At 67.8% G+C, this 26,208-nt stretch carries 26 protein-coding genes and 1 tRNA gene; 11 read left to right on the top strand and 16 right to left on the bottom strand.

Features of this window, described 5'->3' with window-relative positions:
• On the top strand, positions 1-1,157 hold a 1,157-nt coding region (locus tag ACDP63_RS00275; protein ID WP_409927617.1), incomplete at its 5' end, for a cobyric acid synthase.
• Positions 1,158-1,210: 53 nt separating this feature from the next.
• On the opposite strand, the gene ACDP63_RS00280 is transcribed toward ACDP63_RS00275, so the two are convergent.
• The 4 genes from ACDP63_RS00280 to gltX form a co-directional block, all read right to left on the bottom strand.
• On the bottom strand, positions 1,211-1,864 hold the full coding sequence (locus tag ACDP63_RS00280) for an SDR family NAD(P)-dependent oxidoreductase (RefSeq protein WP_024842459.1): 654 nt from the start codon (positions 1,862-1,864) through the stop codon (positions 1,211-1,213).
• 108 nt (positions 1,865-1,972) lie between these two features.
• Positions 1,973-2,353, bottom strand: coding sequence for a DUF1284 domain-containing protein (locus ACDP63_RS00285; protein WP_024842460.1), 381 nt, complete (start codon positions 2,351-2,353; stop codon positions 1,973-1,975).
• A gap of 68 nt (positions 2,354-2,421) precedes the next feature.
• On the bottom strand, positions 2,422-3,714 hold the full coding sequence (gene gltA / locus ACDP63_RS00290; protein WP_024842461.1) for a citrate synthase: 1,293 nt from the start codon (positions 3,712-3,714) through the stop codon (positions 2,422-2,424).
• Positions 3,715-3,768: 54 nt separating this feature from the next.
• The gene (gene gltX / locus ACDP63_RS00295; protein ID WP_028709842.1) at positions 3,769-5,175 is read right to left on the bottom strand and encodes a glutamate--tRNA ligase; all 1,407 of its coding nucleotides are present in this window, start codon (positions 5,173-5,175) and stop codon (positions 3,769-3,771) included.
• A 121-nt stretch (positions 5,176-5,296) separates the two neighbouring features.
• Here gltX and ACDP63_RS00300 point away from each other — a divergent pair, with 121 nt between their 5' ends.
• Genes ACDP63_RS00300 through ACDP63_RS00310 form a run of 3 tightly spaced genes read left to right on the top strand, consistent with a single transcriptional unit; the run spans position 5,297 to position 9,045 of the window.
• The gene (locus ACDP63_RS00300; protein WP_330950187.1) at positions 5,297-7,480 is read left to right on the top strand and encodes a ComEC/Rec2 family competence protein; all 2,184 of its coding nucleotides are present in this window, start codon (positions 5,297-5,299) and stop codon (positions 7,478-7,480) included.
• Positions 7,481-7,504: 24 nt separating this feature from the next.
• Positions 7,505-8,074 carry a heme NO-binding domain-containing protein gene (locus tag ACDP63_RS00305; protein ID WP_024842464.1) on the top strand — a complete coding sequence of 190 codons (570 nt, stop codon included), beginning with the start codon at positions 7,505-7,507 and terminating at the stop codon, positions 8,072-8,074.
• 17 nt (positions 8,075-8,091) lie between these two features.
• Positions 8,092-9,045 carry a GGDEF domain-containing protein gene (locus tag ACDP63_RS00310; RefSeq protein ID WP_036747032.1) on the top strand — a complete coding sequence of 318 codons (954 nt, stop codon included), beginning with the start codon at positions 8,092-8,094 and terminating at the stop codon, positions 9,043-9,045.
• A 77-nt stretch (positions 9,046-9,122) separates the two neighbouring features.
• Here the strand turns inward: ACDP63_RS00310 and ACDP63_RS00315 are convergent, their stop codons facing one another.
• Positions 9,123-9,275: a hypothetical protein gene (locus tag ACDP63_RS00315; RefSeq protein WP_155984331.1), complete on the bottom strand. Its 153-nt coding sequence runs from the start codon at positions 9,273-9,275 to the stop codon at positions 9,123-9,125.
• Positions 9,276-9,384: 109 nt separating this feature from the next.
• On the opposite strand from ACDP63_RS00315, the gene ACDP63_RS00320 reads away from it, so the two are divergent.
• Complete coding sequence (locus ACDP63_RS00320) at positions 9,385-10,212, top strand: hypothetical protein (protein WP_231493190.1); 828 nt, start codon at positions 9,385-9,387, stop codon at positions 10,210-10,212.
• Between the two features lie 316 nt (positions 10,213-10,528).
• Here ACDP63_RS00320 and ACDP63_RS00325 read toward each other — a convergent pair whose 3' ends face one another.
• Complete coding sequence (locus tag ACDP63_RS00325; protein WP_409927618.1) at positions 10,529-10,651, bottom strand: hypothetical protein; 123 nt, start codon at positions 10,649-10,651, stop codon at positions 10,529-10,531.
• A 148-nt stretch (positions 10,652-10,799) separates the two neighbouring features.
• Between ACDP63_RS00325 and ACDP63_RS00330 the strand changes: the two genes are divergently transcribed.
• Entirely contained in the window at positions 10,800-11,645 is an 846-nt protein-coding gene (locus ACDP63_RS00330; RefSeq protein ID WP_409927619.1) for a helix-turn-helix transcriptional regulator, read from the top strand.
• An 80-nt stretch (positions 11,646-11,725) separates the two neighbouring features.
• Here the strand turns inward: ACDP63_RS00330 and tsf are convergent, their stop codons facing one another.
• Together tsf and rpsB are read right to left on the bottom strand one after the other, a co-directional pair.
• On the bottom strand, positions 11,726-12,616 hold the full coding sequence (gene tsf, locus ACDP63_RS00335) for a translation elongation factor Ts (RefSeq protein WP_024842468.1): 891 nt from the start codon (positions 12,614-12,616) through the stop codon (positions 11,726-11,728).
• Positions 12,617-12,713: 97 nt separating this feature from the next.
• The gene (gene rpsB / locus ACDP63_RS00340; protein WP_036746997.1) at positions 12,714-13,499 is read right to left on the bottom strand and encodes a 30S ribosomal protein S2; all 786 of its coding nucleotides are present in this window, start codon (positions 13,497-13,499) and stop codon (positions 12,714-12,716) included.
• 314 nt (positions 13,500-13,813) lie between these two features.
• Between rpsB and ACDP63_RS00345 the strand changes: the two genes are divergently transcribed.
• The gene (locus ACDP63_RS00345) at positions 13,814-14,200 is read left to right on the top strand and encodes a response regulator (RefSeq protein WP_024842470.1); all 387 of its coding nucleotides are present in this window, start codon (positions 13,814-13,816) and stop codon (positions 14,198-14,200) included.
• 468 nt (positions 14,201-14,668) lie between these two features.
• Positions 14,669-14,742, top strand: a tRNA-Thr gene (locus ACDP63_RS00350).
• Positions 14,743-15,833: 1,091 nt separating this feature from the next.
• On the opposite strand, the gene ACDP63_RS00355 is transcribed toward ACDP63_RS00350, so the two are convergent.
• Positions 15,834-17,135 (bottom strand): NCS2 family permease, encoded by a 1,302-nt coding sequence (locus tag ACDP63_RS00355; protein WP_024842471.1) that lies wholly within the window; start codon positions 17,133-17,135, stop codon positions 15,834-15,836.
• Between the two features lie 281 nt (positions 17,136-17,416).
• Here ACDP63_RS00355 and puuE point away from each other — a divergent pair, with 281 nt between their 5' ends.
• Both puuE and ACDP63_RS00365 read left to right on the top strand, forming a co-directional pair.
• Complete coding sequence (gene puuE / locus ACDP63_RS00360; RefSeq protein ID WP_024842472.1) at positions 17,417-18,829, top strand: allantoinase PuuE; 1,413 nt, start codon at positions 17,417-17,419, stop codon at positions 18,827-18,829.
• A gap of 85 nt (positions 18,830-18,914) precedes the next feature.
• Positions 18,915-19,742 carry a bifunctional allantoicase/(S)-ureidoglycine aminohydrolase gene (locus ACDP63_RS00365; protein ID WP_024842473.1) on the top strand — a complete coding sequence of 276 codons (828 nt, stop codon included), beginning with the start codon at positions 18,915-18,917 and terminating at the stop codon, positions 19,740-19,742.
• Positions 19,743-19,805: 63 nt separating this feature from the next.
• Here ACDP63_RS00365 and alkB read toward each other — a convergent pair whose 3' ends face one another.
• Positions 19,806-20,438 (bottom strand): DNA oxidative demethylase AlkB, encoded by a 633-nt coding sequence (alkB, locus tag ACDP63_RS00370; RefSeq protein WP_028709836.1) that lies wholly within the window; start codon positions 20,436-20,438, stop codon positions 19,806-19,808.
• Positions 20,439-20,529: 91 nt separating this feature from the next.
• Between alkB and ACDP63_RS00375 the strand changes: the two genes are divergently transcribed.
• Entirely contained in the window at positions 20,530-21,147 is a 618-nt protein-coding gene (locus ACDP63_RS00375; RefSeq protein ID WP_024842475.1) for a DsbA family protein, read from the top strand.
• 16 nt (positions 21,148-21,163) lie between these two features.
• Here the strand turns inward: ACDP63_RS00375 and trpB are convergent, their stop codons facing one another.
• The 6 genes from trpB to rpsA form a co-directional block, all read right to left on the bottom strand.
• Positions 21,164-22,396, bottom strand: a complete 1,233-nt coding sequence (gene trpB, locus ACDP63_RS00380; RefSeq protein ID WP_024842476.1) for a tryptophan synthase subunit beta — start codon at positions 22,394-22,396, stop codon at positions 21,164-21,166.
• Positions 22,397-22,449: 53 nt separating this feature from the next.
• Positions 22,450-22,905, bottom strand: coding sequence for a GNAT family N-acetyltransferase (locus ACDP63_RS00385; RefSeq protein ID WP_409927620.1), 456 nt, complete (start codon positions 22,903-22,905; stop codon positions 22,450-22,452).
• Positions 22,902-23,549 carry a phosphoribosylanthranilate isomerase gene (locus ACDP63_RS00390; protein WP_024842478.1) on the bottom strand — a complete coding sequence of 216 codons (648 nt, stop codon included), beginning with the start codon at positions 23,547-23,549 and terminating at the stop codon, positions 22,902-22,904. The genes ACDP63_RS00385 and ACDP63_RS00390 overlap by 4 nt, the downstream gene beginning before the upstream one ends.
• Before the next feature lie 3 nt (positions 23,550-23,552).
• Positions 23,553-23,954, bottom strand: coding sequence for a LapA family protein (locus tag ACDP63_RS00395; protein WP_024842479.1), 402 nt, complete (start codon positions 23,952-23,954; stop codon positions 23,553-23,555).
• Between the two features lie 37 nt (positions 23,955-23,991).
• Complete coding sequence (ihfB, locus tag ACDP63_RS00400) at positions 23,992-24,279, bottom strand: integration host factor subunit beta (RefSeq protein WP_024842480.1); 288 nt, start codon at positions 24,277-24,279, stop codon at positions 23,992-23,994.
• Positions 24,280-24,476: 197 nt separating this feature from the next.
• Positions 24,477-26,156 carry a 30S ribosomal protein S1 gene (gene rpsA / locus ACDP63_RS00405; RefSeq protein ID WP_024842481.1) on the bottom strand — a complete coding sequence of 560 codons (1,680 nt, stop codon included), beginning with the start codon at positions 26,154-26,156 and terminating at the stop codon, positions 24,477-24,479.
• Between the last annotated feature and the right edge of the window lie 52 nt (positions 26,157-26,208).

Consider the following 26,208-nt stretch of genomic DNA (forward strand, 5'->3'; position numbering starts at 1 on the left):
GCGCCGCGGCGCGGGCCGCCGCGGCGGATTACGGGGCGCTCAAGGCGCGGCTGATGGGGGCGGTGCTGGACAGTTTCGCCCGGCTGCGCGCCGCGCATGAGCTGGTGCTGGTCGAGGGCGCGGGCAGCCCGGCCGAGGTCAACCTGCGCGCCCGCGACATCGCCAATATGGGATTCGCCCGCGCCGCCGATGTTCCGGTGGTGCTGGCCGGCGACATCGACCGCGGCGGGGTGATCGCGCAGATCGTCGGCACCCAGGCGGTGATCGACCCGGCGGATGCGGCGATGATCCGCGGCTTCGTCATCAACCGCTTTCGCGGCGATCCCTCGCTGTTCGATGCCGGCCGCGCCTTCATCGCCGAGTGCACCGGCTGGCCGGACCTGGGGCTGGTGCCGTGGTTCCCGGATGCCGCGCTTTTGCCGGCCGAGGATGCGGTGGACCTGCGCCGCGCCCTGGGCTCGGGCGGGCTGCATGTTGCCTGCCCCATGCTGTCGCGGATCGCGAATTTCGACGATCTCGACCCGCTGGCGGCCGAGCCGGGGGTGCGGCTCAGCATGGTGCCGCCCGGACGGGCGCTGCCGGGCGATGCCGACCTGGTGGTCCTGCCGGGCACGAAATCGACGCGGGGCGACCTGGCCTTCCTGCGCCAGCAGGGCTGGGACATCGACCTTTTCGCGCATCTGCGGCGCGGCGGGCGGGTGCTGGGCATCTGCGGCGGCTATCAGATGCTGGGCCGCTGGATCCACGACCCCGAGGGCCATGACGGCGACCCCGGCAGCACCCCCGGCCTGGGCCTGCTGGAGGTCGAGACCCGCATGGCGCCCGACAAGCGCCTGACGCGGGCCCAAGGCACCGCGCTCGGCCAGCCGGTCGAGGGCTATGAGATCCACATGGGCCGCACCGAGGGGCCCGACTGCGCCCGCCCCTTTGCCCATATCCCCGAGCCGGACGGCGCCACCAGCCCCGACGGGCGCGTCGCCGGCACCTATCTGCACGGGCTGTTCTCGGGCGATGCGTTCCGCGCCGCCTGGCTCGGGCAGTTCGGCGCGGCCTCGGCGCTGGATTACGGCGCGGGGGTCGAGGCGGTGCTGGACCGGCTGGCCGCGCATCTCGAGACGCATCTGGACATCGACCGGCTTTTCGCGCTGGCGCGCTAGGGACCGGATTTTCGCACTGGCGCGCGAGGGGCCGGCCCCTTGCGCCGGCGCGGCTAGAGGGTTTGCGCCAGGATGCGCTCGGCCTCGGCCAGGCAGGGGGTCAGGCGGGCGCGGTCCTCGCCGGGAAAGAAGCGGGCGCGTACGGCGGTGGGCATCGGCGCCGGCTCGGCGATGACCACCTGGGGGCCCAGCGATACGTTCTCGGCCTGCCAGCTTTGCGCCAGGGCGATCTGCCCGGCCTTGGTGGCGCCATAGCTGCCGAAGAACTTCTGCCCGGCGCGCTTGTCGTCAAAGAACAGCGCCGTGCCCTTGCGGGCGCGCAGCAGCGGTTCGATCAGGTTGATCAGCCCGCGCGTGGCGACGATGTTCAGGTCGACCGATTTCTGGAAATCCTTGGCATCGATATGGCCGGCCGGCGACAGCGGCGCGGCATGGATCGCCGTATGCGCCCAAAGATCCAGCCCGCCCCAGCGTTCCATCACCGCCCGGACCATCTGCACCATGGCCTGCGGTTCGCCCACATCCATCGGCGCCAGCGTGGCCGAACCGCCGGCCTTGCGGATGCGGTCGTCCAGTTCCTCAAGCGCGCCGGTGGTGCGGGCGACGGCCAGGATATGCCAGCCGCGCGCGGCAAGGGTTTCGGCCAAAGCGGCGCCAAGGCCGCGCGATGCGCCGGTGATCAGCGCGATTTTGTCATGCTCGGTCATGGTGCCGATTTCGCACCGGCCGCGGCGCCGCGCAAGCCCCTTGCGGCGGGGCTGCCGGCAACTGCGTCACATTGACCTTGTCGACCGTGCGGCCGCCTGCGGAGGCCTTCAGTCGGGCTGCTGCAGCTTGGCCAGGGCCGACTGGCACATGCCCAGGCCCAGCCAGCGGCAACCGTTGCAGATCCGCTCCAGATCCCTGGGCTGCAGCCGTGCCGCGGCGCGGGCCTGGGCCTCGGCCCAGGTCATGCGCTGGCCGGGGCGGATGTCCAGCGCCGCGGCATGGCGCCGGTCCAGCCGGCCGATCCGGTCGTCCGCGGCGCAGCCCATGCCGCGCCGCGACGGGCAGGGGGCGCAGATCGAATCGGCCATGACGGTAAAGACCACCGGCACCTGCGGATCGGCGCGCAGCCGGCCCAGGACGACGGCGTTCATGTTCCGGGTGAACTCGGGCGAATAGCCGCGTCCCTGCCAGCCGATCGAGCAAAGCACGTGATGGGGGCGCAGCAGAACGGCCCCGGCACTGGTCCGGGGCCGATCCTGATCCTGGTGGGGCGCGCTCAGCGGGCGTCCAGCGGCTTGTAGTCGCGCCGCGGCGAGCCGACATAAAGCTGGCGCGGGCGGCCGATCTTGTTCTGCGGATCGGCGATCATCTCCTTCCACTGCGAGATCCAGCCGACGGTGCGCGACAGCGCGAAGATCGGCGTGAACATCGAGGTCGGGAAGCCCATGGCTTCCAGAATGATGCCCGAGTAAAAATCGACGTTGGGATAGAGCTTCTTCGAGACGAAATACTCGTCCTCCAGCGCGATCTTCTCCAGCTCCTTGGCGACCTGCAGCGTCGGATTGTTGTGGACGCCCAGCAGGTCCAGCACCTCGTCGGCCGATTCCTTCATCACCTTGGCGCGCGGGTCGAAGTTCTTGTAGACGCGGTGGCCAAAGCCCATCAGGCGGAACGGATCGTTCTTGTCCTTGGCGCGGGCGATGAATTCCGGGATGCGCTCGACCGAGCCGATCTCGCGCAGCATCTCCAGGCAGGCCTGGTTGGCGCCGCCATGCGCCGGGCCCCAGAGGCAGGCGATGCCGGCGGCGATGCAGGCGAAGGGGTTCGCCCCCGAGGAGCCGGCCAGCCGTACGGTCGAGGTCGAGGCGTTCTGCTCGTGATCGGCGTGCAGCGTGAAGATGCGGTCCATGGCGCGGGCCAGGGCCGGATCGACGTGATAGGGCTCGGCCGGGACCGAGAAGCACATGTGCAGGAAGTTGCTGGCGTAATCCAGTTCGTTACGCGGATAGACGAAGGGCTGGCCCAGCGAATACTTGTAGGCCATGGCGGCGATGGTCGGCACCTTGGCGATCAGCCGGATCGAGGCGATCTCGCGCTGCACCGGGTCGTTGATGTCGATCGAATCGTGATAGAAGGCCGACATCGCCCCCACGACGCCCACCATGGTCGCCATCGGATGGCTGTCCCGGCGGAAGCCGCGGAAGAAATAGTGCATCTGTTCATGCACCATGGTGTGGCGGGTGATCCGGGTCTCGAAATCGACCAGCTGGTCCTTGTTGGGCAGTTCGCCGTAGAGCAGCAGGTAGCAGACCTCGAGGTAATGCGATTCCGAGGCCAGTTGCTCGATGGGATAGCCGCGATACCACAGCTCGCCCTTGTCCCCGTCGATATAGGTGATGGTCGAATCGCAGGACGCGGTCGAGGTAAAGCCGGGGTCATAGGTGAAAACGCCCGCCTCGCCGTAGAGCTTGCGGATGTCGACGACATCCGGGCCCGCGGTCGGGGACAGGACCGCGAGGTCGTAATCCTTGCCCGCCAGATGCAGTCTTGCGGCTTTCTGTTCTGCCATTCCCAGTTCCTTTCACCTGTCTCCGGCCCGCGGGCCGGGTGATGGGTGCGGGTCTCAGCCCGCTTGATCCTGCAGCCGGGCCACCGTTTCGCCGCGGCCAAGCGCCAACATCATGTCGAACACGCTGGGGGTGGAACTGCGCCCGGCCAGCGCCGCGCGAAGCGGCGCCGCGACCTTGCCCAGCCCCAGCCCGTGCGACTCGCCAATCCGCTTGACGGCCGCCTCGAGTTCGTTGCGATCCCAGCTAGCATTCTGCACCGCGGCAGTCAATTCAGTCAGTATACCACGGGATACAGTATCCAGCGCCGCCGCCGCCTTTTCCTCGACCGCGACCGGCCGGTCGATCAGCGCGAAATGCGCCTGGTCGAGCAGCGCGGGCAGGGTCTTGGCCTTGGCCTTCAGCGCCTCCAGTGCCGGAAGCAGCCGGGCGGTCTGGGTCTGGGACAGGGGCGGCGCACCGGTCGCGGTGCGGAAAGCCGCGATTTCCTCCAGCAATTCGGCATCGCCCATCCGGGCGATATGCCAACCGCTGACATGTTCCAGCTTCTTGAAATCCAGCCGGGCCGGGGCCTTGCCGATGCCGTCCAGGTCGAACCAGGCCATTGCCTGGGCGTCGTCGAACAACTCGTCGTCGCCATGGCTCCAGCCCAGCCGCGCCAGGTAGTTGCGCATCGCCGCCGCCGGATAGCCCATGGCGGCATATTCGTGCAGGCCGACCGCGCCATGGCGCTTGGACAGCTTTTTCCCGTCCGGCCCGTGGATCAGCGGGATATGGGCAAAGACCGGGATGTCCCAGCCCATCGCCTGATAGATCTGGATCTGCCGCGCGGCATTGGTCAGGTGGTCGTCGCCCCGGATCACATGTGTCACGCCCATGTCGTGATCGTCCACCACCACCGCCAGCATATAGGTCGGCGTCCCGTCCGAGCGCAGCAGAACCATGTCGTCCAGCTGCGCATTGCCGAAGGTCACCTCGCCCTGCACGGCATCGCGCACCACCGTCTCGCCGTCGCGCGGCGCTTTCAGCCGGATCGCATAGGGCCCTTCGGGCAGGCTGGCCGGATCGGCGTCGCGCCAAGGCGACAGGAACAGGGTCGAGCGCCCCTCGGCCCTGGCTTGTTCGCGGAAGGCCTCGATCTCCTCGGCGGTCGAGAAGCATTTATAGGCGGTGCCGTTCTCCAGCATGGCGCGGGCGATTTCGGCATGGCGGGCGATTCCGGCGAACTGGCTGACCGGCTCGCCGTCCCAGTCCAGGCCCAGCCAGCGCAGGCCCTGCAGGATCGCCTCGGTCGCCTCGGGGGTCGAGCGGGCGCGGTCGGTGTCCTCGATCCGCAGCAGGAATTTTCCGTCCCGCCCGCGGGCATAGAGCCAGTTGAAGAGCGCGGTCCGCGCGCCCCCGATATGCAGGTAGCCGGTGGGCGAGGGCGCGAAGCGGGTCACGACGGGGCGGGAATCAGTCATCAGCGGTCCGGTCAGTTTCAGAAAACGGGGCCATCGGCCATGCCCGTTAATCCTTTCGAAAGGTCGGCATGCCAATCTTGGCGCCACAGATAAGCAAGTGGCACGGCAAGGACAAGTTTTGGTGACGGAATCGGTGAATGCTTTGCAAAGGCGGCTGCCGGCCCTTGCGCCGGCCGGCATGCGGCATGCGGCGGCCGGGCCGCGACCCCCGGTCGGCATTCGCGCGGGGCTGCTGCCCTGGATGCCTTTCTGGCTCTCGCTGGGCATCGGCGGCTGGTTCCTGTTGCCGCGCGAACCGGGACCGGGCTTCTATGCCGGGCTGGCCCTGGCGGGCCTGGCATGCCTGCTGCTGCCGGGCGGGGCGATGCGGCTGGCCGCGACCGGCGGGCTGGGCTGGGCCTGGGCGGACCGGCTGCGGCTGGCCGCTTTCGCATTGCTCCTGGTTCTTCTCGGGGCGGGACTGGCGGGCGGCAGGGCGCATCTGGTCGCCGCCCCGGTCCTGGATTTCCGCTATTACGGGCCGGTCGAGGGGCGGGTCGTGGGCATCGACCGCTCGTCGCGCGACCGGATGCGGCTGCTGCTCGATCAGGTCACCCTGCACGAGGTCGCGCCCGCCCGCACCCCGGCGCGGGTGCGGATCTCGCTGATGAGCCCGCAGGACCTGCCGGTGCCCGGCCAGCGCGTGATGCTGACGGCGCATCTGGGGCCGCCCGCCGGCCCTGCCGAGCCGGGCGGCTTCGACTTCCGCCGCCTCGCCTGGTTCGAGCGCCTGGGCGCGGTGGGCTATGCCCGCGCGCCGGTCATGACGGTCGAGCCGCCGGCCGATGGCGGGATGCTGGCGCTGCACCGCATCCGCATGTCCCTGTCCCAGGCCATGCAGGAGCGGATCGGCGGCCAGGCGGGCGCGGTCTCGGCCGCGCTGATGACCGGCGACCGTTCCGGCATCGCCGAGGCGACCAACCAGATCATGCGCGATTCGAATCTTTACCACATCGTGTCGATCTCGGGCCTGCACATGAGCATGCTGGCCGGCTTCGTCTATGCCGCGTTGCGGCTGGGCGTCGTGGCGGCGCAGGGGCTGGGCGGCATCCGGGCGGTGCCGGTCCACAAGCTGGCGGCGGTGGGGGCGCTTTGCGCCTCGGCGCTGTATCTGTGGCTTTCTGGCGGCGGCGTCGCGACCGAGCGCGCCTTCATCATGGTGGCGGTGATGCTGCTTGCGATCATCGCCGACCGGCGCGCCGTGTCGCTGCGCACCGTCGCTGTCGCCGCCGGCATCGTGCTGGTGCTGAACCCCGAGGCGCTGACCGAGGCCGGCTTCCAGATGAGCTTTGCCGCCACGGTCGCGCTGATCCTGATGCAGGATCCCTGGACGAGGCTGTCGCCGCGGCTGCCCTGGTGGGCCCGGCCGGTCTTGATGCTGTTTCTGTCCTCCTTCGTGGCCGGCATGGTGACGGCGCCCATCGCCGCGGCGCATTTCGGGCGGATGACGCAATACGGCCTGCTGGCCAACATGCTGGTCGTGCCCGTCGTCGGCACGCTGGTGATGCCGGGCGGCGTCTTCGCGGCGCTGCTGGCGCCGTTGGGCTTTGCGCAGCCGGCCCTTTGGCTGATGGGGCTGGGGACCGGCTGGATGCTGGCGGTCGCGCAATGGATCTCGGATCTGGAGGGCGCGGTCACGCTGCTACCCGTCGCGCCGCGCACCGTCCTGCCGCTGATGGCCGTGGGCGCCATGCTGCTTCTGCCCGGCGCGGGGGCCGCGGGGGCAGGAGGTCCGGCGCTGCTGGTTCTGCGCCGGGGCATGGGCATCGCCCTGCTGGCGGCGGCCGGCCTGCTCTGGCTGGGCGCGAAACGTCCCGATGTCCTGGTTTCGGGGCAAGGCGACGCGGTGGCGGTGCTGACCCCGGCGGGCAGGGTGCCCTCCAAGCCGGCCGGCGGCAGCTTCGCGGTGGAGAGCTGGCTCAAGGCCGATGGCGATGCCGCCGATCAGGCAGGCGCCGCCACGCGCCCGCTGTGGCAGGGGGCGCCTTCCAACCGCATGGTGGAGCTCGATCGGGCCGGCGCCCGGCTTCGCATCCGCCACCTGACCGGCAAGGCGGCGCGCCAGGATGCCCGAGGCTTTTGCCGCGAGGGCGGCATCCTGGTCGCGAATGTCGCCCTTGTCCCAGGCCGGGGTGCCCCGGGCCCATGCCTGGTCCTTGACCCGCCATATCTCGGGAAACACGGTGCAATAGCGGTATATCTGCAAGCCTCCGGCCCGAAATACGTTTCCGTCGACCGGCCCGGCTTCCGCCGGCTCTGGCACTGACGCAATCCGCACGGAGTCCAAGAAATGCATGCTTTGGTCAATCGCTGCATCGAGGCGTTCCTGCGCAACAGCTATGGCAGCGCGACCTGGCAGCAGGTCGCGGCCGAGGTCGATGTCCACCCCGACGGTTTCCTGACCTGGGGCAGCAGTCCGGACAGCGTCACCCGCTCCATCGTGATCGCCTCGGCCCGACGGCTCGACAAATCGGTCGGCGAACTGCTCGAAGATGTCGGTTCCTGGCTGAGCCGGCAGGAGCAGATCCGCAGGCTGCTGCGCTTCGGCGGCTCGAACTTCCAGGAATTCGTCGAATCCCTGCGGGAATTACCGGGCCGCATCCAGCTGGTGATCCCGGACCTGGCGTTTCCCGGATTCGCGGTCCTGTCCGACGCGCCTGGACATTACCGAATCATCGCCCGGCCGCACCAGCCGGGCCTGATGCGTGTGCTGGCCGGCATGCTGCGGGTCATGGCGGATGATTATGGCGCGCTCGCCGTCATTTCGGTCGTCCGGAATCGCATCGACATAGATGTCGTCCTGCCCGACTATTCCAGCAAGCGGGGCTTCGAACTTTCTCCGAAACGCGTGCAGCCTTGAAGGACGCCGTGGTGGATATGCGCAACCTGTCGGAGCTGATGCCCATGCATCTCATGGTGGATCGCGCCGGCGTCATGGTGTCGCGGGGCAAGACGCTTGCCAAGGTATTGGGCCGGGCGTCACGCCTGGAGGATGCCTTCATCCCCGCCGACAATCTTGGCCACCGCATCCGCTTCGAGGAGCTGTTTTCCCAGCTCGGCGGCGGCAAGAGGGTATTCCTGCAACTGCGGCACCATCGCGATGTGTCCCTGCGCGGCCATGGCCTGCATGTGTCGCCGGACATCGCCATGCTCAATCTGGGCTTCGGGATTTATCTGTCTGCGGCGGTACAAAAATTCGGCCTGACCGATTCCGATTTCCCGCCCTCCGACCTGGCCATGGAATTCCTGTTCCTGCACGAGGCGAACCGTGCCGCGCTGCTGGAACTGTCGCGCATCAACACGAGCCTGGAAGGTGCCCGGCAAAGTGCGCAGATCCTGTCCATCACCGATCCCCTGACCGGGCTGCTGAACCGGCGCGGCTTCGATGTCGTGTTTTCAAGGGCATTCGACGCGCGGGCGCGAAATCCCTTTGCGCTGGTCCATCTGGACCTGGATCATTTCAAGCAGGTCAATGACCGGTTCGGCCATGCCGCCGGCGACCGTGTTCTGGTCGAGGTGGCGTCGGTACTGGCCTCTGGCGTGCGCTCTGGCGACAGGGTTTGCCGCATCGGCGGGGACGAGTTCCTGATCCTGATCTTTTCCGAAAGACCGAAGGAGGATTCGATGACGGTTTGCACCAGGATGATCCATCAGATCATGTCGGCGAAAACCTGTCCGTGCAGGATTACGGCCAGCATGGGCGTCGCGGTTTCCGACAGCAGGCGCGTTTCCCGGCAGCAGCATCTTTACGAAATGGCGGATGCGGCGCTTTACCAGGCCAAGCTGGCCGGCAAGGGCAGGGTGGTCCTGTGGGCCGATCCCGGTTCATGAGCTGCGCCGCGAAAGCGCATGCCGAAGAACCGGGAAAGAGGCGGTGCAGATGACCCCGTTGCAGCCATGCCGCATATTCAGGTCCGCGCGCGGCCCCGTCCCGTGATCCGGTCGGCCAGCGCGCCGTCGCCGCTGCTGCGCGATGCGGCGAAAATGTCCCCGGCATTCTGGCGGCGGCGCGGCGTGAACGCGGGGGCGCAGGGCGAGATCGCACGGCGATGCGCAACCATGAGGTTTTCCGCGCGCGCTTTGCTGGCTACTGTGCGCCGAAACGAGTCGGGGGTTGCGGGTATGCAGGTCGTCTTTCATTGCGGGGTCCACGGAACGGACCTCTATCGCATGGTCAAGACCTTGTTGCAGAATCGCGACTGGCTGCTGCGCAACGGAATCGAGCCCGTGACCCCGAACCGGCATGGCGAGATCTTCAACGAGGCGCTGAGCGCCTTGCGGGGCGGCCCCGCCACGCCGGCGATGGAACAGGTGATGCTGGATGCGATCCTGGATTCGGACGATCCGCGCCGCATCATCTGCAGCACCCCCAGCTTTCTCGGCCGGGCGGTGCGCGCCATCTCGCCCGAGGGGCTTTACGTCACCGCCGGCCAGAAGATGGCGGCGCTGGCCAACCTGTTTCCCAGCGCCGAGGTCGAGTTCTTCATGGCGCTGAAGAATCCGGCTACGCTGATTTCGTTCATCCTGTCGCAGGAGGGCGGCGGCAGCTATGCCGAGCTGATGGAAGGGGTCGATCCCGAGGCGCTGCGCTGGGCCCCGGCCTTGCGGCGCATCCAGGCCGCGCTGCCCGGCCGGCGCCTGGTGGTCTGGTGCCACGAGGACACCTCGCTGATCTGGCCCGAGGTGGTGCGCCGTATCGCGACCATGCCCGCCGACGTGCCGCTCAAGGCCGGGTTGCAGATCCTGGGCGACATCCTGCACCCTGACGGCATTCGCATGGTCCGCGACGCGCTGGCGCAGGAAGAGCGGCTGACCGTCGCAAGCCGCCGCCGCATCTTTGCCGCCGCCCTGGAGGCCCATGGCCAGTCCGAGCAGATCGAGGTGGAACTGAACCTGCCCGGCTGGACGCAACAACTGGTCGATCGCATCACCGCAGCCTATGACGCCGACATGGCCGAGATCGCCGCCTTGCCTGGAATCGAATTCCTTACGCCCTGAACCGCGCGTCGGGCGGCGGTCCGGAAGGGAGCGGCGGCGGGGCGGCACCCTCGGGCCCGCAGGATGTCGCGGCACGGCCTGCCGGAATCGGCTCGGCCGGCCGCAATGAAAAGCAAGGCTCTTCCTTCGCCCCTGCCGGGCACGGCGGGGGCGGTGCCATTGGCGCTTCCTGTGCAAACGGCCTGGAAACGGCGGGTTGCCCGCATGGCGCGGCGGGCCTTTGCCGGTGCGAAAGGGCGGCGCGTCTTGCCCGGCGGTGCAGGGCGTGCCTCCCCATGGGTTTTGCCGGCGCGATTTCTCATATAAAAGTGGAAAATCAATCATTCATTACAATCCCTGCGTGTTTCACCAATGCAAAGCCCGCATTGAAAACCGCGTCGGCGGAGCGGCGTTTCAACCGCTGAAGAAAGCTTTTCCCATTGCTGGCAACGCGCTTCATGGCCAAAGTTAATCACCTTGACCTCACGTAAAGCGCGCGGTTTGCGCGTGATGCATTGATCCTTTGTGGTTCCTGGCAATAATGTTTCAAAGTCACCGGTTATGGTGCAATTTAATCTAAGATGTTTTTGGAAAGAGTTTGGTGTAAAATGGAAATGCTGAATGATATCGAGGTCATCCTGGCGGCACGTTCCGCGCAGGAGGTCTGGCAGCATTATGCTGCGCGCCTTGCCGACCTGGGTTTCCCCAACATTTCCTATCACGCGGTGCGGATTCTGGAGGCCTCTTGCGACCGGATGCTGGATGACGGGGTCTTGCTGTCCAGCTATCCGCCGCGCCTGATGCAGGAGCTTGCCGGGCTGGATCTGCTTGAAAGCATGCCGATGCGTCGCTGGCTGGCGCAGAACGGGGGCAGCGAAAGCTGGGACTGGATGCGGCGGCTTCGCCTGGCCGGGCGGCTGACGCCGCAGGAAGAGCATGCGATGGAGGTTTTCGCCCGCTACGGCCATGTCGCGGGCTATGCGGTCGGCATGGGCGACGATGTGGAACGGGTCCGGGCCGGGGTGATCCTCGGCGGCGTGATCGGCATGTGCCAGGACCGGCTGGACGCGCTTTGGGCGCAGCACGGCCGGCAGGTCGAGGCGCTGAGCCGGCTGACGCATCTGCGCATCTCGACCCTGCCCTGTGCCGAGCAGCAATGCGTGCTGACCCTGCGCCAGCGTGAGGTGCTGGAATGCATCTCGGTCGGCCGCACCACCCAGGAAATCGCCGATATCCTGGATGTGACGCCAGCCACGGTGGAAAAGCATCTGCGGCTGGCGCGCAAGGCGCTGGGGGCCAAGACCACGGCGCAGGCGATCCTGCTGGCCGCCAGGCGCAGGCAGATCTTCAACTCTGCTGCCGCACCGCATGGCCCCGGTCTGGGCGGGCATCCCCCGCCTTCCGAAGCCGGCGTGCCGAGGCAGTCGGCGGGCGCACAGATCTGCGCCGGCTGAGGCTTTGCGGCCGGATACCGGCGCGGAATGCGAAACGCCGGCCCAGGGGGCCGGCGCTCGCAATCCGGATCAGGCGAGGGTCAGGCGCCGGCGCGGGTCTTGGCGACCTCGGCGGCGAAATCCTCTTCCTTCTTCTCGATGCCTTCGCCGACCACGACGCGGGCATAGCCGGTCACTTCGACTCCGGCCTCTTGTGCGGCCTGGGCCACGGTCACGTCGGGGTTGATGACGAATTTCTGACCGAGCAAGGTCACCTCCTCGAAGAATTTCTTCATCCGGCCCTCGATCATCTTCTCGATCACCGCCTCGGGCTTGCCCGATTCGCGGGCCTGCTCGGTCAGCACCGACTTCTCGCGCTCGACCAGCGAGGGGTCCAGGTCGGCTTCCGACAGCGAGGCCGGGTTGGTCGCCGCGATATGCATGGCGATCTGCTTGCCGATCTCCTGCGCCTTGGCGGCATCGCCCTTCAGCGCGACCAGCACGCCGATCTTGCCCATGCCCTCGGCGGCGGCGTTATGCACGTAGGAGACGATGGTGTCGCCCTCCAGCGCGTGCATGCGGCGCAGGGTCATGTTCTCGCCGATGCGGGCGATGGCGTCGGTCAGCACCTCCTCGACCGGGCGGCCGTTCAGGTGGGTGGCCTTCAGCACCTCGACATCGGTGGCGGCGTCCAGCGCGACATTGGTGATCTCGCGGACGAGCTGCTGGAAATCGGCGTTCTTGGCGACGAAGTCGGTTTCCGAGTTCAGTTCGACGGCGACCCCGCGGCCGGCGCGGACGGCGACGCCCACCAGGCCCTCGGCGGCGACGCGGCCCGATTTCTTGGCGGCCTTGGCCAGGCCCTTGGTGCGCAGCCAGTCGATAGCGGCTTCCATGTCGCCATTGGTTTCGGTCAGCGCCTTCTTGGCGTCCATCATGCCCGCGCCGGTGGTTTCGCGCAGGTCTTTCACCATAGCAGCGGTGATAGCCATCGAGAGTCTCCTTGCTTTTCAATGCGTCAGGCGGGGTTTATCCCCGCCTGATGAATGTTCCGTAAACCTGTCGCGGCCCGCACCGGGCCCTGTCCGATCAGGCTTCGGCGGCTTCTTCAGCGGTCTCGCCGGCCAGCTCTTCCTCGACGCTGGCTTCCAGCGCGCCAAGGTCCACGCCGGCGGCGCCCATCTGGGCGGTCATGCCGTCCAGCGCGGCGCGGCTGACCAGGTCGCAGTAAAGCGCGATGGCACGGGCGGCGTCGTCGTTGCCGGGGATGACATAGTCCACGCCCTTGGGTGAGCAGTTGGTATCGACCACGGCCACGACCGGGATGCCCAGCTTCTTCGCCTCGGCGATGGCCAGGTCTTCCTTGTTCACGTCGATGACGAACAGCAGGTCGGGCAGGCCGCCCATCTCGCGGATACCGCCCAGCGAGGCTTGCAGCTTGGCCTGCTCGCGTTCCATCTGCAGCCGTTCCTTCTTGGTCAGACCCTCGGCGCCCGAGCCCAGGGTCTCGTCCAGGGCCTTCAGGCGCTGGATCGACTGCGAGACGGTCTTCCAGTTGGTCAGCGTGCCGCCCAGCCAGCGGTGGTTCATGTAATACTGCGCCGATTTCTCGGCGGCTTCGGCGACGGCCTTCTGCGCCTGGCGCTTGGTGCCGACGAACAGCACGCGGCCGCCCTTGGCGACGGTGTCGCGCACGACCTGCAGCGCCGCGTCCAGCATCGGCACGGTCTGGGTCAGGTCGACGATGTGAATGCCGTTGCGTTCACCATAGATGAACTCGGCCATGCGGGGGTTCCAGCGCTGGGTCTGGTGGCCGTAATGAACGCCAGCTTCAAGCAGCTGACGCATGGAGAATTCGGGAAGCGCCATGTCCATGTCCTTTCCGGTTTGCGCCTTGGCGGGGTTTTCAGGGGCTTGCCCCAACCGGTGGACCGTCGAAGGATGTCTCCCTCCGGGGCCCGACCCCGCCTGTGAAGTGCGCGCGAAATAGTCCTTTTCCACCTGGAATGCAAGCCCCGGCGGCAGGAAATGGGCCGGTTTTGCCGCAATCGGGCCGGCCGGCTTTCCGCCCCGCGTCAACTGCGGATTAATCTTTCTGCGCGATGCTGCGCAAAACCGGTTGAATCGGAGGGGCGGATGATCGTTGCGGACGCAAGGGGGCGGCAAGGCCCGGTGGCTTGGGGGCGGGAATGGCGCTGACGGTGCTGGTCCAGCATTCCCGCAGCGAATTGCGCGAAGCCGCGGCCGCCGCGCTGGAGGCGGCGGGAATGGCGGTGCGGCGATCCTGCGACGGGGCCGAGGGCCTGGCGCTGCTCCGGTCCGCTTCCGTCGATGTGATCCTGACCGGTATCAACATGCGGCGGGTCTGCGGTTTCGGCTTCATCGAGGCGGTGCGGCGCCAGGCCCGCCTGCGCGATATCCCGATCCTCGTCATGGCGGTCTCGGCCACGCCGCAGCTCAAGGCCCGCGCCCGCCATGCCGGGGCGGCGGGATGGCTGCCCCATCCGCCCGATCCGGCGCGGCTGGTCGAGACGGTGCGCACCGTCGCCGCCATCGGCGGCCCTCCCGTCGCATGATTGCGCCACAGGGGGGGCGGGAACACCGGGCCGGAAGGCGTGCCCCACCCGTTGTCCATGGGACGCATCCCCTGCCGGGCTCCATCTGGTTCGGGACGGGGCGATCCTGGGCCGGGGGGACGCCGCGGCCTCGGCGATCCTGCCCGACGCCAAGCGGCTGGCTGAATTGCCGGCCGGCTTCCGGCCATTCATGTCGCCATGGCGAAAGCCCCGCAGGATCAGGGGGGCAAGGCATCGTGGCCGCCATCCTGCCGGGCGAATAGCGGGAGGCAAAGCCGATGCGCCCTGCCGGTCCAGGTTCGCCCCGCAGGCCGCGGGGGGCATCGGCGTCTGGGCGGCTGTCGATCCGCGCCGCAACGGGCCCCGACCTCCGTGGCAAGCCTGCCCTGCCGCCGGGGCCGATCGCTTTCCCGCCATGGCGGACTCACTTGCCCGCGAGGCCCTCGTCGTTTAAACAGGCCAGGCGTCGCCCTCTTAGCTCAGCTGGCCAGAGCAACCGCCTTGTAAGCGGTAGGTCGTCCGTTCGAATCGGACAGGGGGCACGCGCGGCGGCTCCTGGCTCCTGGCTCCTGGCTCCTGGCTCCTGGCTCCTGGCTCCTGGCTCCTGGCTCCTGGCTCCTGGCTCCTGGCTCCTGGCTCCTGGCTCCTGGCTCCTGGCTCCTGGCTCCTGGCTCCTGGCTCCTGGCTCCTGGCTCCTGGCTCCTGGCTCCTGGCTCCTGGCTCCTGGCTCCTGGCTCCTGGCTCCTGGCTCCTGGCTCCTGGCTCCTGGCTCCTGGCTCCTGGCTCCTGGCTCCTGGCTCCTGGCTCCTGGCTCCTGGCTCCTGGCTCCTGGCTCCTGGCTCCTGGCTCCTGGCTCCTGGCTCCTGGCTCCTGGCTCCTGGCTCCTGGCTCCTGGCTCCTGGCTCCTGGCTCCTGGCTCCTGGCTCCTGGCTCCTGGCTCCTGGCTCCTGGCTCCTGGCTCCTGGCTCCTGGCTCCTGGCTCCTGGCTCCTGGCTCCTGGCTCCTGGCTCCTGGCTCCTGGCTCCTGGCTCCTGGCTCCTGGCTCCTGGCTCCTGGCTCCTGGCTCCTGGCTCCTGGCTCCTGGCTCCTGGCTCCTGGCTCCTGGCTCCTGGCTCCTGGCTCCTGGCTCCTGGCTCCTGGCTCCTGGCTCCTGGCTCCTGGCTCCTGGCTCCTGGCTCCTGGCTCCTGGCTCCTGGCTCCTGGCTCCTGGCTCCTGGCTCCTGGCTCCTGGCTCCTGGCTCCTGGCTCCTGGCTCCTGGCTCCTGGCTCCTGGCTCCTGGCTCCTGGCTCCTGGCTCCTGGCTCCTGGCTCCTGGCTCCTGGCTCCTGGCTCCTGGCTCCTGGCTCCTGGCTCCTGGCTCCTGGCTCCTGGCTCCTGGCTCCTGGCTCGAAGCCTGGCTTCCCCGCGCTCGGAACGGTTCGGCAGGGGCATTTCGACAGCCATCCCGAATGCTCCTGCGGTGGCCCTGTCCAGGGGGCAGGAATCGCGGGACAGAAACCCTGCTGCCGCCGGATGGATCGGCTTTACCCTTAAGGCAAGAAGGCCCGCCGGCCCGGCGCGCCCCCTTATTCTTTCTTGCCCAAATATCCTCGGGGGGTCCGGGGGGCAGACAGCCCCCCGGCCTCGGCGAAGATCATTCCATGAAGAAGGCAAAGCGGATCACAAACAGCGCCGCCACGATCCAGGTCGCGGCATGCACCTCACGCGCGCGGCCGGTCGCCAGCTTGATCGCGGCATAGCTCACGAAGCCGAAGGCCAGGCCATTGGCGATGGAATAGGTAAAGGGCATCATCAGCGCCGTCAGCACGGCAGGTGCGCTTTCGGTGACGTCGCTCCACTGGATCTCCTCGAACTCGCGCACCATCAGGCAGGCGACGTAAAGCAGCGCCGGCCCGGTGGCATAGGCAGGCACCGAGCCCGCCAGCGGCGCAAAGAACACCGCCAGCAGGAACAGCCCGGCCACGACCAGCGCGGTCAGCCCGGTGCGCCCGCCCGCCTGCACGCCCGAGGCGCTTTCGACATAGGCGGTGGTCGAGCTGGTGCCCAGCATCGAGCCGGCCAGGATCGCCGTCGAATCCGCCATCAGCGCCCGGCCCAGGTTTTTGTTGGTATGGGTCGGCCCCTCGGTCAGCAGCCCGGCGCGCTTGGCTACGCCGATCAGCGTGCCGGTGGCGTCGAAGACCTCGACCAGCACCATGACCAGAATCACGTGGAAGATGCCGACGGTCAGCGCACCTGCGACGTCGAGCTGCATGAAGGTCGGCATGATCGAGGGCGGCATCGAGATCACCCCGGCAAAGGGGCTGGCGCCGATGGCGATGGAGACGACGGTGATGACCAGGATGCCGATCAGGATCGAGCCGCGCACCTTCAGCGCGTCCAGCGCCGCGATGATGAAGAAGCCGGCGATGGCCAGCAGCGTGCCGGTCTGGGTCAGGTCGCCCAGGCCCACCAGCGTCGCCGGGTTGTCCACCACGATGCCCGAGTTCTTCAGCGCGATCAGTCCCAGGAACATGCCGATGCCGGCCGCGATGGCGCTGCGCATGGATGTCGGGATGCCGGCGATCAGCCAGCGCCGGATGCCCGTCACCGACAGGAACAGGAATATCAGGCCCGAGATGAACACCGCCCCCAGCGCCTGCTGCCAGGTGAACCCCAGCGCGCCGACCACGGTGAAGGCGAAGAAGGCGTTCAGCCCCATGCCCGGCGCCATGCCGATGGGCCAGTTCGCCCAAAGCGCCATGATCGCCGAACCCAGCGCCGCGGCCAGGCAGGTCGCGACGAAGACCGCGTTGCGGTCCATGCCGGTCGAGGACAGGATCTCGGGGTTCACGAAGATGATATAGGCCATGGTCAGGAAGGTGGTGATCCCCGCGATCACCTCCGTCCTGGCGCTGGTGCCATGGGCCGTCAGGCCGAACTGCTTGTCGAGCACGGTTCCTTTCCTTGGACTGATGCTGGCGCCGTTGGCCGTCAGGCCGGATTGCTTGTCTGGCATGATTCCTCCCATTGGCGGTTTGCCCGCCGTGCTGGCCAGATTATGCCCAGGCATCTTCAACGAGAATGCAAGGTATAGCGACAGAGTTTCAACGAGACGTTAACAAACCGCCATTTTCAAGGAAATCTTGGTTCTGTTTATAGAAATTCTCGGGTTGCCTGAAAGCCCGGCAGGGTGATGAGTGCTAGACAGCCAGAAAACAGGAAAGGAAGCAAGCGATGCGATACAGCCGCGACATGATCGGTTATGGCGAGCATGCGCCCGACCCCAAATGGCCGGGCAATGCCCGGATCGCGGTGCAGATCGTCATCAACTACGAGGAAGGCGGCGAGAACAGCATCGAGCATGGCGACGCCGCCTCGGAAGCCTTCCTGTCCGAGATCATCGGCTGCCAGCCCTGGCCCGGCCAGCGCCACTGGAACATGGAATCGATCTATGACTACGGCGCGCGGGCGGGTTTCTGGCGGCTGCATCGCCTGCTCAAGGACGTGCCCGTGACCGTCTATGGCGTCGCGACCGCGCTGGAGCGCGCGCCCGAACAGGTCGCCGCCATGCAGGACGCAGGCTGGGAAATCGCTACCCACGGCCTGAAATGGATCGACTACAAGGACATCCCGCGCGAGGTCGAGGCCGAGCATATCGCCCGCGCCGTCGAACTGCACACCCGCGTCACCGGCGAACGGCCGCGCGGCTTCTACCAGGGCCGCACCTCGATGAACACGGTGGCGCTGGGATGCGAGGAGGGCGGCTTCGAATACCTGGCCGACACCATCGCCGACGACCTGCCCTATTGGCATGTCCATGACGGCAAGCCGCAGCTGATGGTGCCCTATACCATGGACGCCAACGACATGCGGTTCTCCTCGGGCCAGGGCTTCGGCACCGGTGTCGAGTTCTTCGACTACCTGCGCGACAGCTTCGACGTGCTCTATGCCGAGGGCGAGGCCGGTGCGCCGAAGATGATGTCGATCGGGCTGCATTGCCGGCTTGCCGGCCGGCCGGGCCGGGCCATGGCGATCAGGCGCTTCCTGGACCATGCCCGCAGCCACGAGGGGGTCTGGTTCGCCACCCGGCTCGACATCGCCCGCCACTGGGCGCGGACGCATCCCTTCCAGCCCCGAGAGCGCCCCTCGCAGATGGAGCGCGCGGCGTTCGTCGAGAAGTTCGGCGGCATCTACGAGCATTCGCCCTGGATCGCCGAGCGGGTCTGGGAAGGCGAGATGGGCGCCATCCACGACACCCCGGCCGGGCTGGCGGCGCGCATGGCGCAGGTGTTCCGCAGCGCCTCGGACGAGGAGCGGCTGGGCGTGCTGCGGGCGCACCCGGACCTGGCCGGCAAGCTGGCCGCGGCCAAGCGCCTGACCGCCGACAGCACCGCCGAACAGGCCAGCGCCGGGCTCGACAGCCTGACCGATGCCGAGCGTGCCGAATTCGACCGGCTGAACACGACCTATATGGAAAAGCACGGCTTTCCCTTCATCATCGCCGTGCGCGACCACGACAAGCCGGGGATCATGGCCGCCATGCGCCGGCGCATCGACAACGACACCCCGACCGAGCGGGCCGAGGCCGAACGCCAGGTCAGCCGCATCGGCGCGCTGCGCCTGCAGCAGATCCTGGGCAGCAACTGAGCCCCGCTCCGCCCGCCGCCATGGCGGGCCGGAATCGCCACAGACGGACCGGGGCAAAGCGATCCCGGCGCAACGGAGACCTGACATGACCGCCAAGACCCCGACCTATGCCGGGCCCTTCGCCGGCCTGCCGCCGCAGACCGACCTGTCCACCGATACCGCCGTCTTCACCGATGCCTATGCGGTCATCCCCGCCAGCACGATGCGCGACATCGTCACCAGCTTCCTGCCGGGCTGGACGGGCATGCGGATGTGGATGATCGCCCGCCCGCTCTCGGGCTTTGCCGAGACCTTCAGCCAGTATATCGTCGAATTGCAGCCGCAGGGTGGCTCGGACCGGCCCGAGGACGATGCGGGCGTGCAGGCGGCGATCTTCGTCACCGAGGGCGCGCTGACCCTGACCATCGACGGCCGGACGCATGAGCTGGAGCCCGGCGGCTTCGCCTATATCCCGGCCGGCATGGCCTGGTCGGTCCGGAACGGCGATGCGACCGCGCGCTTTCACTGGTGGCGCAAGCGCTGGCAGGCGGTGGAGGGGCTGGAAAAGCCCGAGGTGATCGTCGCCAACGAGCGCGACATTGCCCCGGTCCCGATGCCCGACACCAATGACAGCTGGGCCACCACCCGTTTCATGGATCCGGCGGACCTGCGCCACGACATGCATATCACCATCGTGACCTTCAAGCCGGGCGGCTCGATCCCCTTTGCCGAGACGCATGTCATGGAGCACGGGCTGTTCGTGATCGAGGGCAAGGCGGTCTATCGGCTGAACCGCGACTGGGTCGAGGTGGGACCGGGCGATTTCATGTGGCTGCGCGCCTTTTGCCCGCAATGCTGCTATGCCGGCGGGCCGGGGAATTTCCGCTACCTGCTTTACAAGGACGTGAACCGGCACGCGCCGATCTGGAAGTAGGGGGCTCTGCCCCCAGCCGCTGCGCGGCTTCCCCCGGGGTATTTGGAGAACAGAGAAAGCCGGTCAGCGGGCGCGGCGGAAGGTCAGGTTGATGCGGGTGGCGCCGGTCAGCGGATGCTCGCCCCGTTTCAGCGTCAGGATGCCGTGCCAGGCCAGCCGCGCCGGGCCGCCCCAGACGACCACGTCGCCATGTTCCAGCGCGTGTTTCTTTACCGGGTCGCCGCGCTGGGGGCCGCCGAACTGGAAGGTCGCGGGCAGGCCCAGCGAGACCGAGACGATGGGCGCGTCGAGATCCGCCTCGTCCCGGTCCTGGTGCAGGCCCATCTTGACGCCCGGCACGTAGCGGTTGACCAGGCAGGCATCGGGCCGGAAGCCGGGAAAGCCGGCATGTGCGGCCGCCTCCTGCGCCAGCCGCAGGAAACCTGCGGGCATTTCGGGCCAGGGCCGGCCGGTCAGCGGGTCGTCCGGCTCGTAGCGGTAGCCGCGCCGGTCGCTGACCCAGCCGAGCGCGCCGCAATTCGTCATCTCGACGCCGATCTGCCGGCCGCCCGGCGTCTGCATGTGCCGGAAGGGCGAGATGCCGGCGATATGCGCGACATCCGCGAGGATGGCGGGATCGAGCGCGAAGCCGCGCAGGATCATGGCGCCGGGGCCGATAGGGTCGTCGCGGCGGGTTCCGAACAGGTCTGTCTTCATGCGGCCCTCCCACGGGATTGTCATGTGCTGCGGCTTGACCTGGGGCCTGGACGATGGCTTTCAGGTGGGGTCACAGCAAAGGATTCCTGCCATGCGCCGTCCCCTTGCCGCAATCGCCCTGACGCTGCTTTGCGCCCTGCCCCTGGGGCCGGTTCAGGCGCAGGATCACGGCGGGCCTGAGGTCGCGGCGATCAAGGAAGCGGTGTTCAACGGCCCCGGCCTGCCGGTGATGGGCAACCCGCAAGGCGATACGGTGCTGGTCGAGTTCTCGGATTACAATTGCGGCTTTTGCCGCAAGAGCGCGCCGGAGGTGGCGGCGCTGCTGCAATCGGATTCCGGCGTGCGGCTGGTGGTGCATGAGATCCCGATCTTCGGCGCGGGCTCGCGCTATGCCGCCGAGGCGGCGCTGGCCGCGCAGGCGCAGGGCAAGTATCCCGAGTTTCACCGGGCCCTGATGGCGATGCGCGGCAAGGCCGAGGAGGCCTCGGTGCTGCGCGTCGCCCGCGAGGTCGGGCTGGACGTGGCGCGGCTGCAGCGCGACATGCAGGCGCCCGAGATCACGCAGAGGATCGAGCGCTCGCTGGAACTGGCCGACGAGATCGGGCTGGTCGGCACGCCCAGCTTCATCGCCGGCGAGCGGGCGATCTTCGGCTATCTGGCCAAGGACGACCTGGCCGAACTGGTGGCCGAGGCGCGCGGCGCGCGATAGCGCGCGCCTTTCGCCCTCAGGTGCGGATGTCGACGCCGAGATGCTTGGCGACGGTGAAGATGTCCTTGTCGCCGCGGCCCGACAGGTTCACCACCATGATGTGATCCTTTGGCAGCTCGGGCGCGATCTTGACGACATGGGCCAGCGCATGGCTGGGCTCCAGCGCCGGGATGATGCCTTCGAGCCGGCACAGGGCCTGGAAGGCCGCCAGCGCCTCGTCATCGGTCACGCTGACATATTCGGCCCGGCCCTGTTCCTTGAGCCAGGCATGTTCCGGGCCGATGCCGGGATAGTCGAGCCCGGCGCTGATCGAGTGGCCTTCAAGGATCTGGCCCTCGTCGTCCTGCAAGAGATAGGTGCGGTTGCCGTGCAGCACGCCGGGGCGGCCGCCGGTCAGGCTGGCGCAATGCTGCATGCGCGCGTCGACGCCCTTGCCGCCGGCCTCGACGCCGATGATGCGCACCGAGGGATCGTCGAGGAAGGGGTGGAACAGGCCCATGGCGTTCGAGCCGCCGCCGATCGCCGCGACCACGCTGTCGGGCAGGCGGCCCTCGCCCTCCTGCTCGGCCAGCTGCCAGCGGGTCTCGCGGCCGATGATGCATTGGAAGTCGCGCACCATGGCCGGATAGGGATGCGGGCCGGCCACCGTGCCGATGCAATAGAAGGTGTCGCGCACATTGGTCACCCAGTCACGCAGCGCGTCGTTCATCGCGTCCTTGAGCGTGCCGCGGCCAGAAGTGACCGGCACCACCTCGGCGCCCAGGAGCCGCATGCGGAACACGTTCGGCGCCTGGCGTTCGACGTCATGGGCGCCCATGTAGACGATGCATTTCAGCCCGAAGCGGGCGCAGACCGTCGCCGTCGCCACGCCGTGCTGCCCGGCGCCGGTCTCGGCGATGATCCGGGTCTTGCCCATGCGGCGCGCCAGCAGGATCTGGCCCAGCACGTTGTTGATCTTGTGGCTGCCGGTGTGGTTCAGCTCTTCGCGTTTCAGGTAGATCTTCGCGCCGCCCAGTTCCTCGGTCAGGCGGGGCGCGAAGTAGAGCGGGCTGGGGCGGCCGACGTAATGCTTCCACAGATCGTCCATCTCGGCCCAGAAGCTCGGGTCGTCCTTGGCGCGGTCGTATTCCGCCTGGAGGTCGAGGATCAGCGGCATCAAGGTCTCGCTGACGAAGCGGCCGCCGAAGATGCCGAAGCGGCCCTGTTCGTCCGGGCCGGTCATGAAGCTGTTGATGAGGTCTTCGGCCATGGCTCTCCTCGCGGCGCGGTCGGAATGGGTATTTGGGAAACGGTGAAAGCCCGTCAGAGGGTTTTCTTATATCCGATATGGGAGGGGGTAAAGCCGAGCCTGTCGTAGAAGCGATGCGCGTCGCTGCGGCTGCGGTTGGTGGTGAATTGCAAGAGCCGGCAGCCGGCGGCGCGGGCGCGGGTCTCGGCATCGCCGATCAGCGCCGCGCCGACGCCCCGGCCGCGCAGGTCGGGGCGGACGCGCACGCCCTCGATCTGGGCGCGGCGGGCGGCCTGGAGCGACAGGCCGGAGATGAAGGTGATCTGGTAGCAGGCGACCACCTGCCCGTCGAGCACGCCGACGATCAGCCGGTTCGCGGCGGCCTCGGCCTGCATGGCATCCCAGGCGGCGAGATAGGGGGCGAGGTCGTCGCCCTCGCGCGTCTGGCCCAGCATGTCGTCGCGCAGGAGCGCAAGGATGGCGGGAACCTCGTCGCGCCGCGCCTCGCGGAAGGCCACGGCGGCGGTCACAGGATCGGGGCCGTGGCGCGGGCGATGAAGCGGCGGATGCGCTCGGGATCCTTGAGGCCCGGCGCGCTTTCGACGCCGGAGGAGACATCGACGCCCGGCGCGCGGGTCAGGCGGATCGCCTCGGCCACGTTTTCGGGCGTCAGGCCGCCGGCCAGCAGCCAGGGCTTGAGGATCTGCCGCCCGGCCAGCAGCCGCCAGTCGAAGGCCAGGCCGTTGCCGCCGGGCAGGGGCGCGTCCTTGGGCGGCTTGGCGTCGATCAGCAGCATGTCGGCCACCAGGCCGTAGTCCCAGAGCTGATCGAGATCCTGCGGATCGGCCACGCCCACCGCCTTCATCACCGGCAGGCCGCTGCGTGCCTTGATCTCGGTCACGCGGGCCGGCGTCTCGGTGCCGTGCAACTGGATCAGGTCCAGGGGCACGCGGGCGAGCACCGCGTCCAGCGCCGCGTCGTCAGGGTCCACGAACAGCCCGACCTTGGCCACGCCCAGCGGCACTTGCGCGGCAAGCTCAGCCGCCGTTTCGGGGGCCAGATGGCGCGGGGACTTGGGGAAGAAGACGAAGCCGACATAGCGCGCCCCGGCCTCGACGGCCGCGGCAAGGCCGGCGGCCTCGGTCAGGCCGCAGATCTTGACGGAGACGGCCATGGTTCAGCGCGGTGCCGGCAGGGTCGAGCCGGAACCTGCCGGCGCGGCCGGCTTGCGGGCGGGATCGTCCAGGATCGCCAGCACCTCGTCGCGCGGCGCGGCATGGGTGCGGCGCAGGTCGCCGACCTCGCGCTGCAACTGCGCCAGGTCATGCGCGCGGCGGCTGGATTCGGCGCGCAGATGCGATTCGCGCAGCCATTCCCAGACCAGCCCGACCAGCACGCCGAAGACCATGGCCAGGAAGAGCGCCACGAAGGCCGGCATGGTCAGCGACCAGCGCCCGCCGGCGAATTGCGCCAAGGCCTCGGGCACCAGGCTGACGGTGACGGGCTGGCGATTCGCCGCCGCCAGCAGCATCAGCACGATGGCCAGAATGACAAGGAAGAAGACCCGGATCGTGCGCATCGCTGAACCCCGCAAAGATTGACGCCGGCAATCTGGCCTATTCGGCGAGGCCGTTCAACCGTTCGCGCAGCAGCTTGCCGGTCTTGAAGAAGGGCACATGCTTTTCGTCCACGCTGACGGTTTCGCCGGTGCGCGGGTTGCGGCCCTGGCGCGCGTCGCGTTTCTTCACCGAGAAGGCGCCGAAGCCGCGCAACTCGACCCGGTCGCCCCGTGCCATGGCGTCGATGATCTCCTCGAACACGGTGTTCACGATCCGCTCGACATCGCGCTGGAACAGATGCGGGTTTTCCTCGGAGATTTTCTGGATCAGTTCGGATCGGATCATTGCGGTTCCTGAATCTGGTGTTCCAACAATTCCTGTCGCCCGATCATAGGGCTGGCGGCGCGGCATTCAACGACAGAACGCATGGTGCGCGGTTTGGTTGCCGTGCTTTTCAAGACTTTATGGTTCAATCGGCGGCGATCCGCAATGAAAAGCGCCCCCGGACGGGCCGGGGGCGCAAAGTTCAGCCTATGGTTGGCTCAGCTGCGGCCCTTGAGCGCGGCGCCCAGGATGTCGCCCAGCGAGGCGCCCGAATCCGAGCTGCCATACTGTTCGACCGCTTCCTTCTCTTCGGCGATCTCGCGCGCCTTGATCGACAGGCCCAGGCGGCGGGTCTTGGTGTCGATGTTGGTGACGCGGACATCGACATGATCGCCGACCTGGAAGCGCTCGGGGCGCTGGTCCTGACGGTCGCGGGCCAGGTCCGAACGACGGATGAAGGATTTCATGCCGTTGTATTCGACCTCGATGCCGCCATCCTCGATCGCCGTCACGGTGACGGTGATGACCGAGCCGCGCTTGACGCCCTCGACGGCCTCGGCCATCGCGTCGTTTTCAAGCGCCTTGATCGAGAGCGAGATGCGCTCCTTCTCGATGTCGACTTCCTGGACCACGGCTTTCACCACGTCGCCCTTGCGGAAGTCCTGGATGGCTTCCTCGCCGCGGGTATCCCAGCTGATGTCCGACAGGTGGACCATGCCGTCGATATCGCCTTCCAGGCCGACGAACAGACCGAATTCGGTGATGTTCTTGACCTCGCCCTCGATGACGGTGCCGACGGGATGGGTCTCGGCAAAGACTTCCCACGGGTTGCGCATGGTCTGCTTGAGACCCAGCGAAACGCGGCGCTTGGCTTCGTCGATCTCCAGCACCATGACGTCGACTTCCTGCGAGGTCGAGACGATCTTGCCGGGATGGACGTTCTTCTTGGTCCAGCTCATTTCCGAGACGTGGACCAGGCCCTCGACGCCGGCTTCCAGCTCCACGAAGGCGCCGTAATCGGTGATGTTGGTCACGCGGCCGGTATGGACCGAGCCGATCGGGAACTTGTCGGCCACGGTATCCCACGGGTCGGCCTGAAGCTGCTTCATGCCCAGGCTGATGCGGTGGGTGTCCTTGTTGATCTTGACGACCTGGACCTTGACGGTCTCGCCGATCGACAGGATCTCGGACGGGTGGTTGACGCGGCGCCAGGCCATGTCGGTGACGTGCAGCAGGCCGTCAACACCGCCCAGATCGACGAAGGCGCCGTATTCGGTGATGTTCTTGACCACGCCCTCGACGGTCTGGCCTTCCGACAGGTTGGCGATGACCTCGGCGCGCTGCTCGGCGCGGCTCTCTTCCAGGATGGCGCGGCGCGACACGACGATATTGCCGCGGCGGCGATCCATCTTCAGGATCTGGAAGGGCTGTTTCAGGCCCATCAGCGGGCCGGCGTCGCGCACCGGGCGCACATCGACCTGCGAACCGGGCAGGAAGGCCACGGCGCCGCCCAGGTCGACGGTGAAGCCGCCCTTGACGCGGCCGAAGATGGCGCCTTCGACGCGCTCTTCCGCGGCATAGGCTTTCTCCAGGCGGTCCCATGCCTCTTCGCGGCGGGCCTTCTCGCGCGAGATCGAGGCTTCGCCGCGGGCGTTCTCGACGCGGTCCAGATAGACCTCGACCTCATCGCCGACCGCGATGGCGGGGGCTTCGCCGGGATTGGCAAATTCTTTCAGATCGACGCGGCCTTCCATCTTGTAGCCGACGTCGATGATGGCCTGGCCCGCCTCGATGGCGATGACCTTGCCCTTGACGACCGAGCCCTCTTCGGGCGTGTCGATGGCGAGGCTTTCGTTCAGGAGGGCCTCGAATTCCTCCATGGTCGCTTTAGCGCACATATAGATCCAGTTTCCTTTTCGATCATTGCTGGCCATGCGGTTGGCTCCGCCG

This window comes from Paracoccus sp. P2, from assembly GCF_046335115.1.
In the GTDB taxonomy this organism is placed as follows: domain Bacteria; phylum Pseudomonadota; class Alphaproteobacteria; order Rhodobacterales; family Rhodobacteraceae; genus Paracoccus; species Paracoccus pantotrophus.

Bases quoted from the DNA above. Each gene is read 5' to 3' on its own strand.
- ACDP63_RS00375 (WP_024842475.1), top strand. From the start codon at position 20,530: ATGCGCCGTCCCCTTGCCGCAATCGCCCTGACGCTGCTTTGCGCCCTG.
- rpsA (WP_024842481.1), bottom strand. From the start codon at position 26,156: ATGTGCGCTAAAGCGACCATGGAGGAATTCGAGGCCCTCCTGAACGAA.
- gltX (WP_028709842.1), bottom strand. From the start codon at position 5,175: ATGACTGATTCCCGCCCCGTCGTGACCCGCTTCGCGCCCTCGCCCACC.
- ACDP63_RS00315 (WP_155984331.1), bottom strand. From the start codon at position 9,275: ATGGTTGCGCATCGCCGTGCGATCTCGCCCTGCGCCCCCGCGTTCACG.
- gltA (WP_024842461.1), bottom strand. From the start codon at position 3,714: ATGGCAGAACAGAAAGCCGCAAGACTGCATCTGGCGGGCAAGGATTAC.
- tsf (WP_024842468.1), bottom strand. From the start codon at position 12,616: ATGGCTATCACCGCTGCTATGGTGAAAGACCTGCGCGAAACCACCGGC.
- ACDP63_RS00345 (WP_024842470.1), top strand. From the start codon at position 13,814: ATGGCGCTGACGGTGCTGGTCCAGCATTCCCGCAGCGAATTGCGCGAA.
- ACDP63_RS00390 (WP_024842478.1), bottom strand. From the start codon at position 23,549: ATGGCCGTCTCCGTCAAGATCTGCGGCCTGACCGAGGCCGCCGGCCTT.
- alkB (WP_028709836.1), bottom strand. From the start codon at position 20,438: ATGAAGACAGACCTGTTCGGAACCCGCCGCGACGACCCTATCGGCCCC.
- ACDP63_RS00310 (WP_036747032.1), top strand. From the start codon at position 8,092: ATGCGCAACCTGTCGGAGCTGATGCCCATGCATCTCATGGTGGATCGC.
- puuE (WP_024842472.1), top strand. From the start codon at position 17,417: ATGCGATACAGCCGCGACATGATCGGTTATGGCGAGCATGCGCCCGAC.
- ACDP63_RS00320 (WP_231493190.1), top strand. From the start codon at position 9,385: ATGGTCAAGACCTTGTTGCAGAATCGCGACTGGCTGCTGCGCAACGGA.
- ACDP63_RS00280 (WP_024842459.1), bottom strand. From the start codon at position 1,864: ATGACCGAGCATGACAAAATCGCGCTGATCACCGGCGCATCGCGCGGC.
- ACDP63_RS00330 (WP_409927619.1), top strand. From the start codon at position 10,800: ATGGAAATGCTGAATGATATCGAGGTCATCCTGGCGGCACGTTCCGCG.
- ihfB (WP_024842480.1), bottom strand. From the start codon at position 24,279: ATGATCCGATCCGAACTGATCCAGAAAATCTCCGAGGAAAACCCGCAT.
- ACDP63_RS00395 (WP_024842479.1), bottom strand. From the start codon at position 23,954: ATGCGCACGATCCGGGTCTTCTTCCTTGTCATTCTGGCCATCGTGCTG.
- trpB (WP_024842476.1), bottom strand. From the start codon at position 22,396: ATGGCCGAAGACCTCATCAACAGCTTCATGACCGGCCCGGACGAACAG.
- ACDP63_RS00365 (WP_024842473.1), top strand. From the start codon at position 18,915: ATGACCGCCAAGACCCCGACCTATGCCGGGCCCTTCGCCGGCCTGCCG.
- ACDP63_RS00305 (WP_024842464.1), top strand. From the start codon at position 7,505: ATGCATGCTTTGGTCAATCGCTGCATCGAGGCGTTCCTGCGCAACAGC.
- ACDP63_RS00325 (WP_409927618.1), bottom strand. From the start codon at position 10,651: ATGAAGCGCGTTGCCAGCAATGGGAAAAGCTTTCTTCAGCGGTTGAAA.
- rpsB (WP_036746997.1), bottom strand. From the start codon at position 13,499: ATGGACATGGCGCTTCCCGAATTCTCCATGCGTCAGCTGCTTGAAGCT.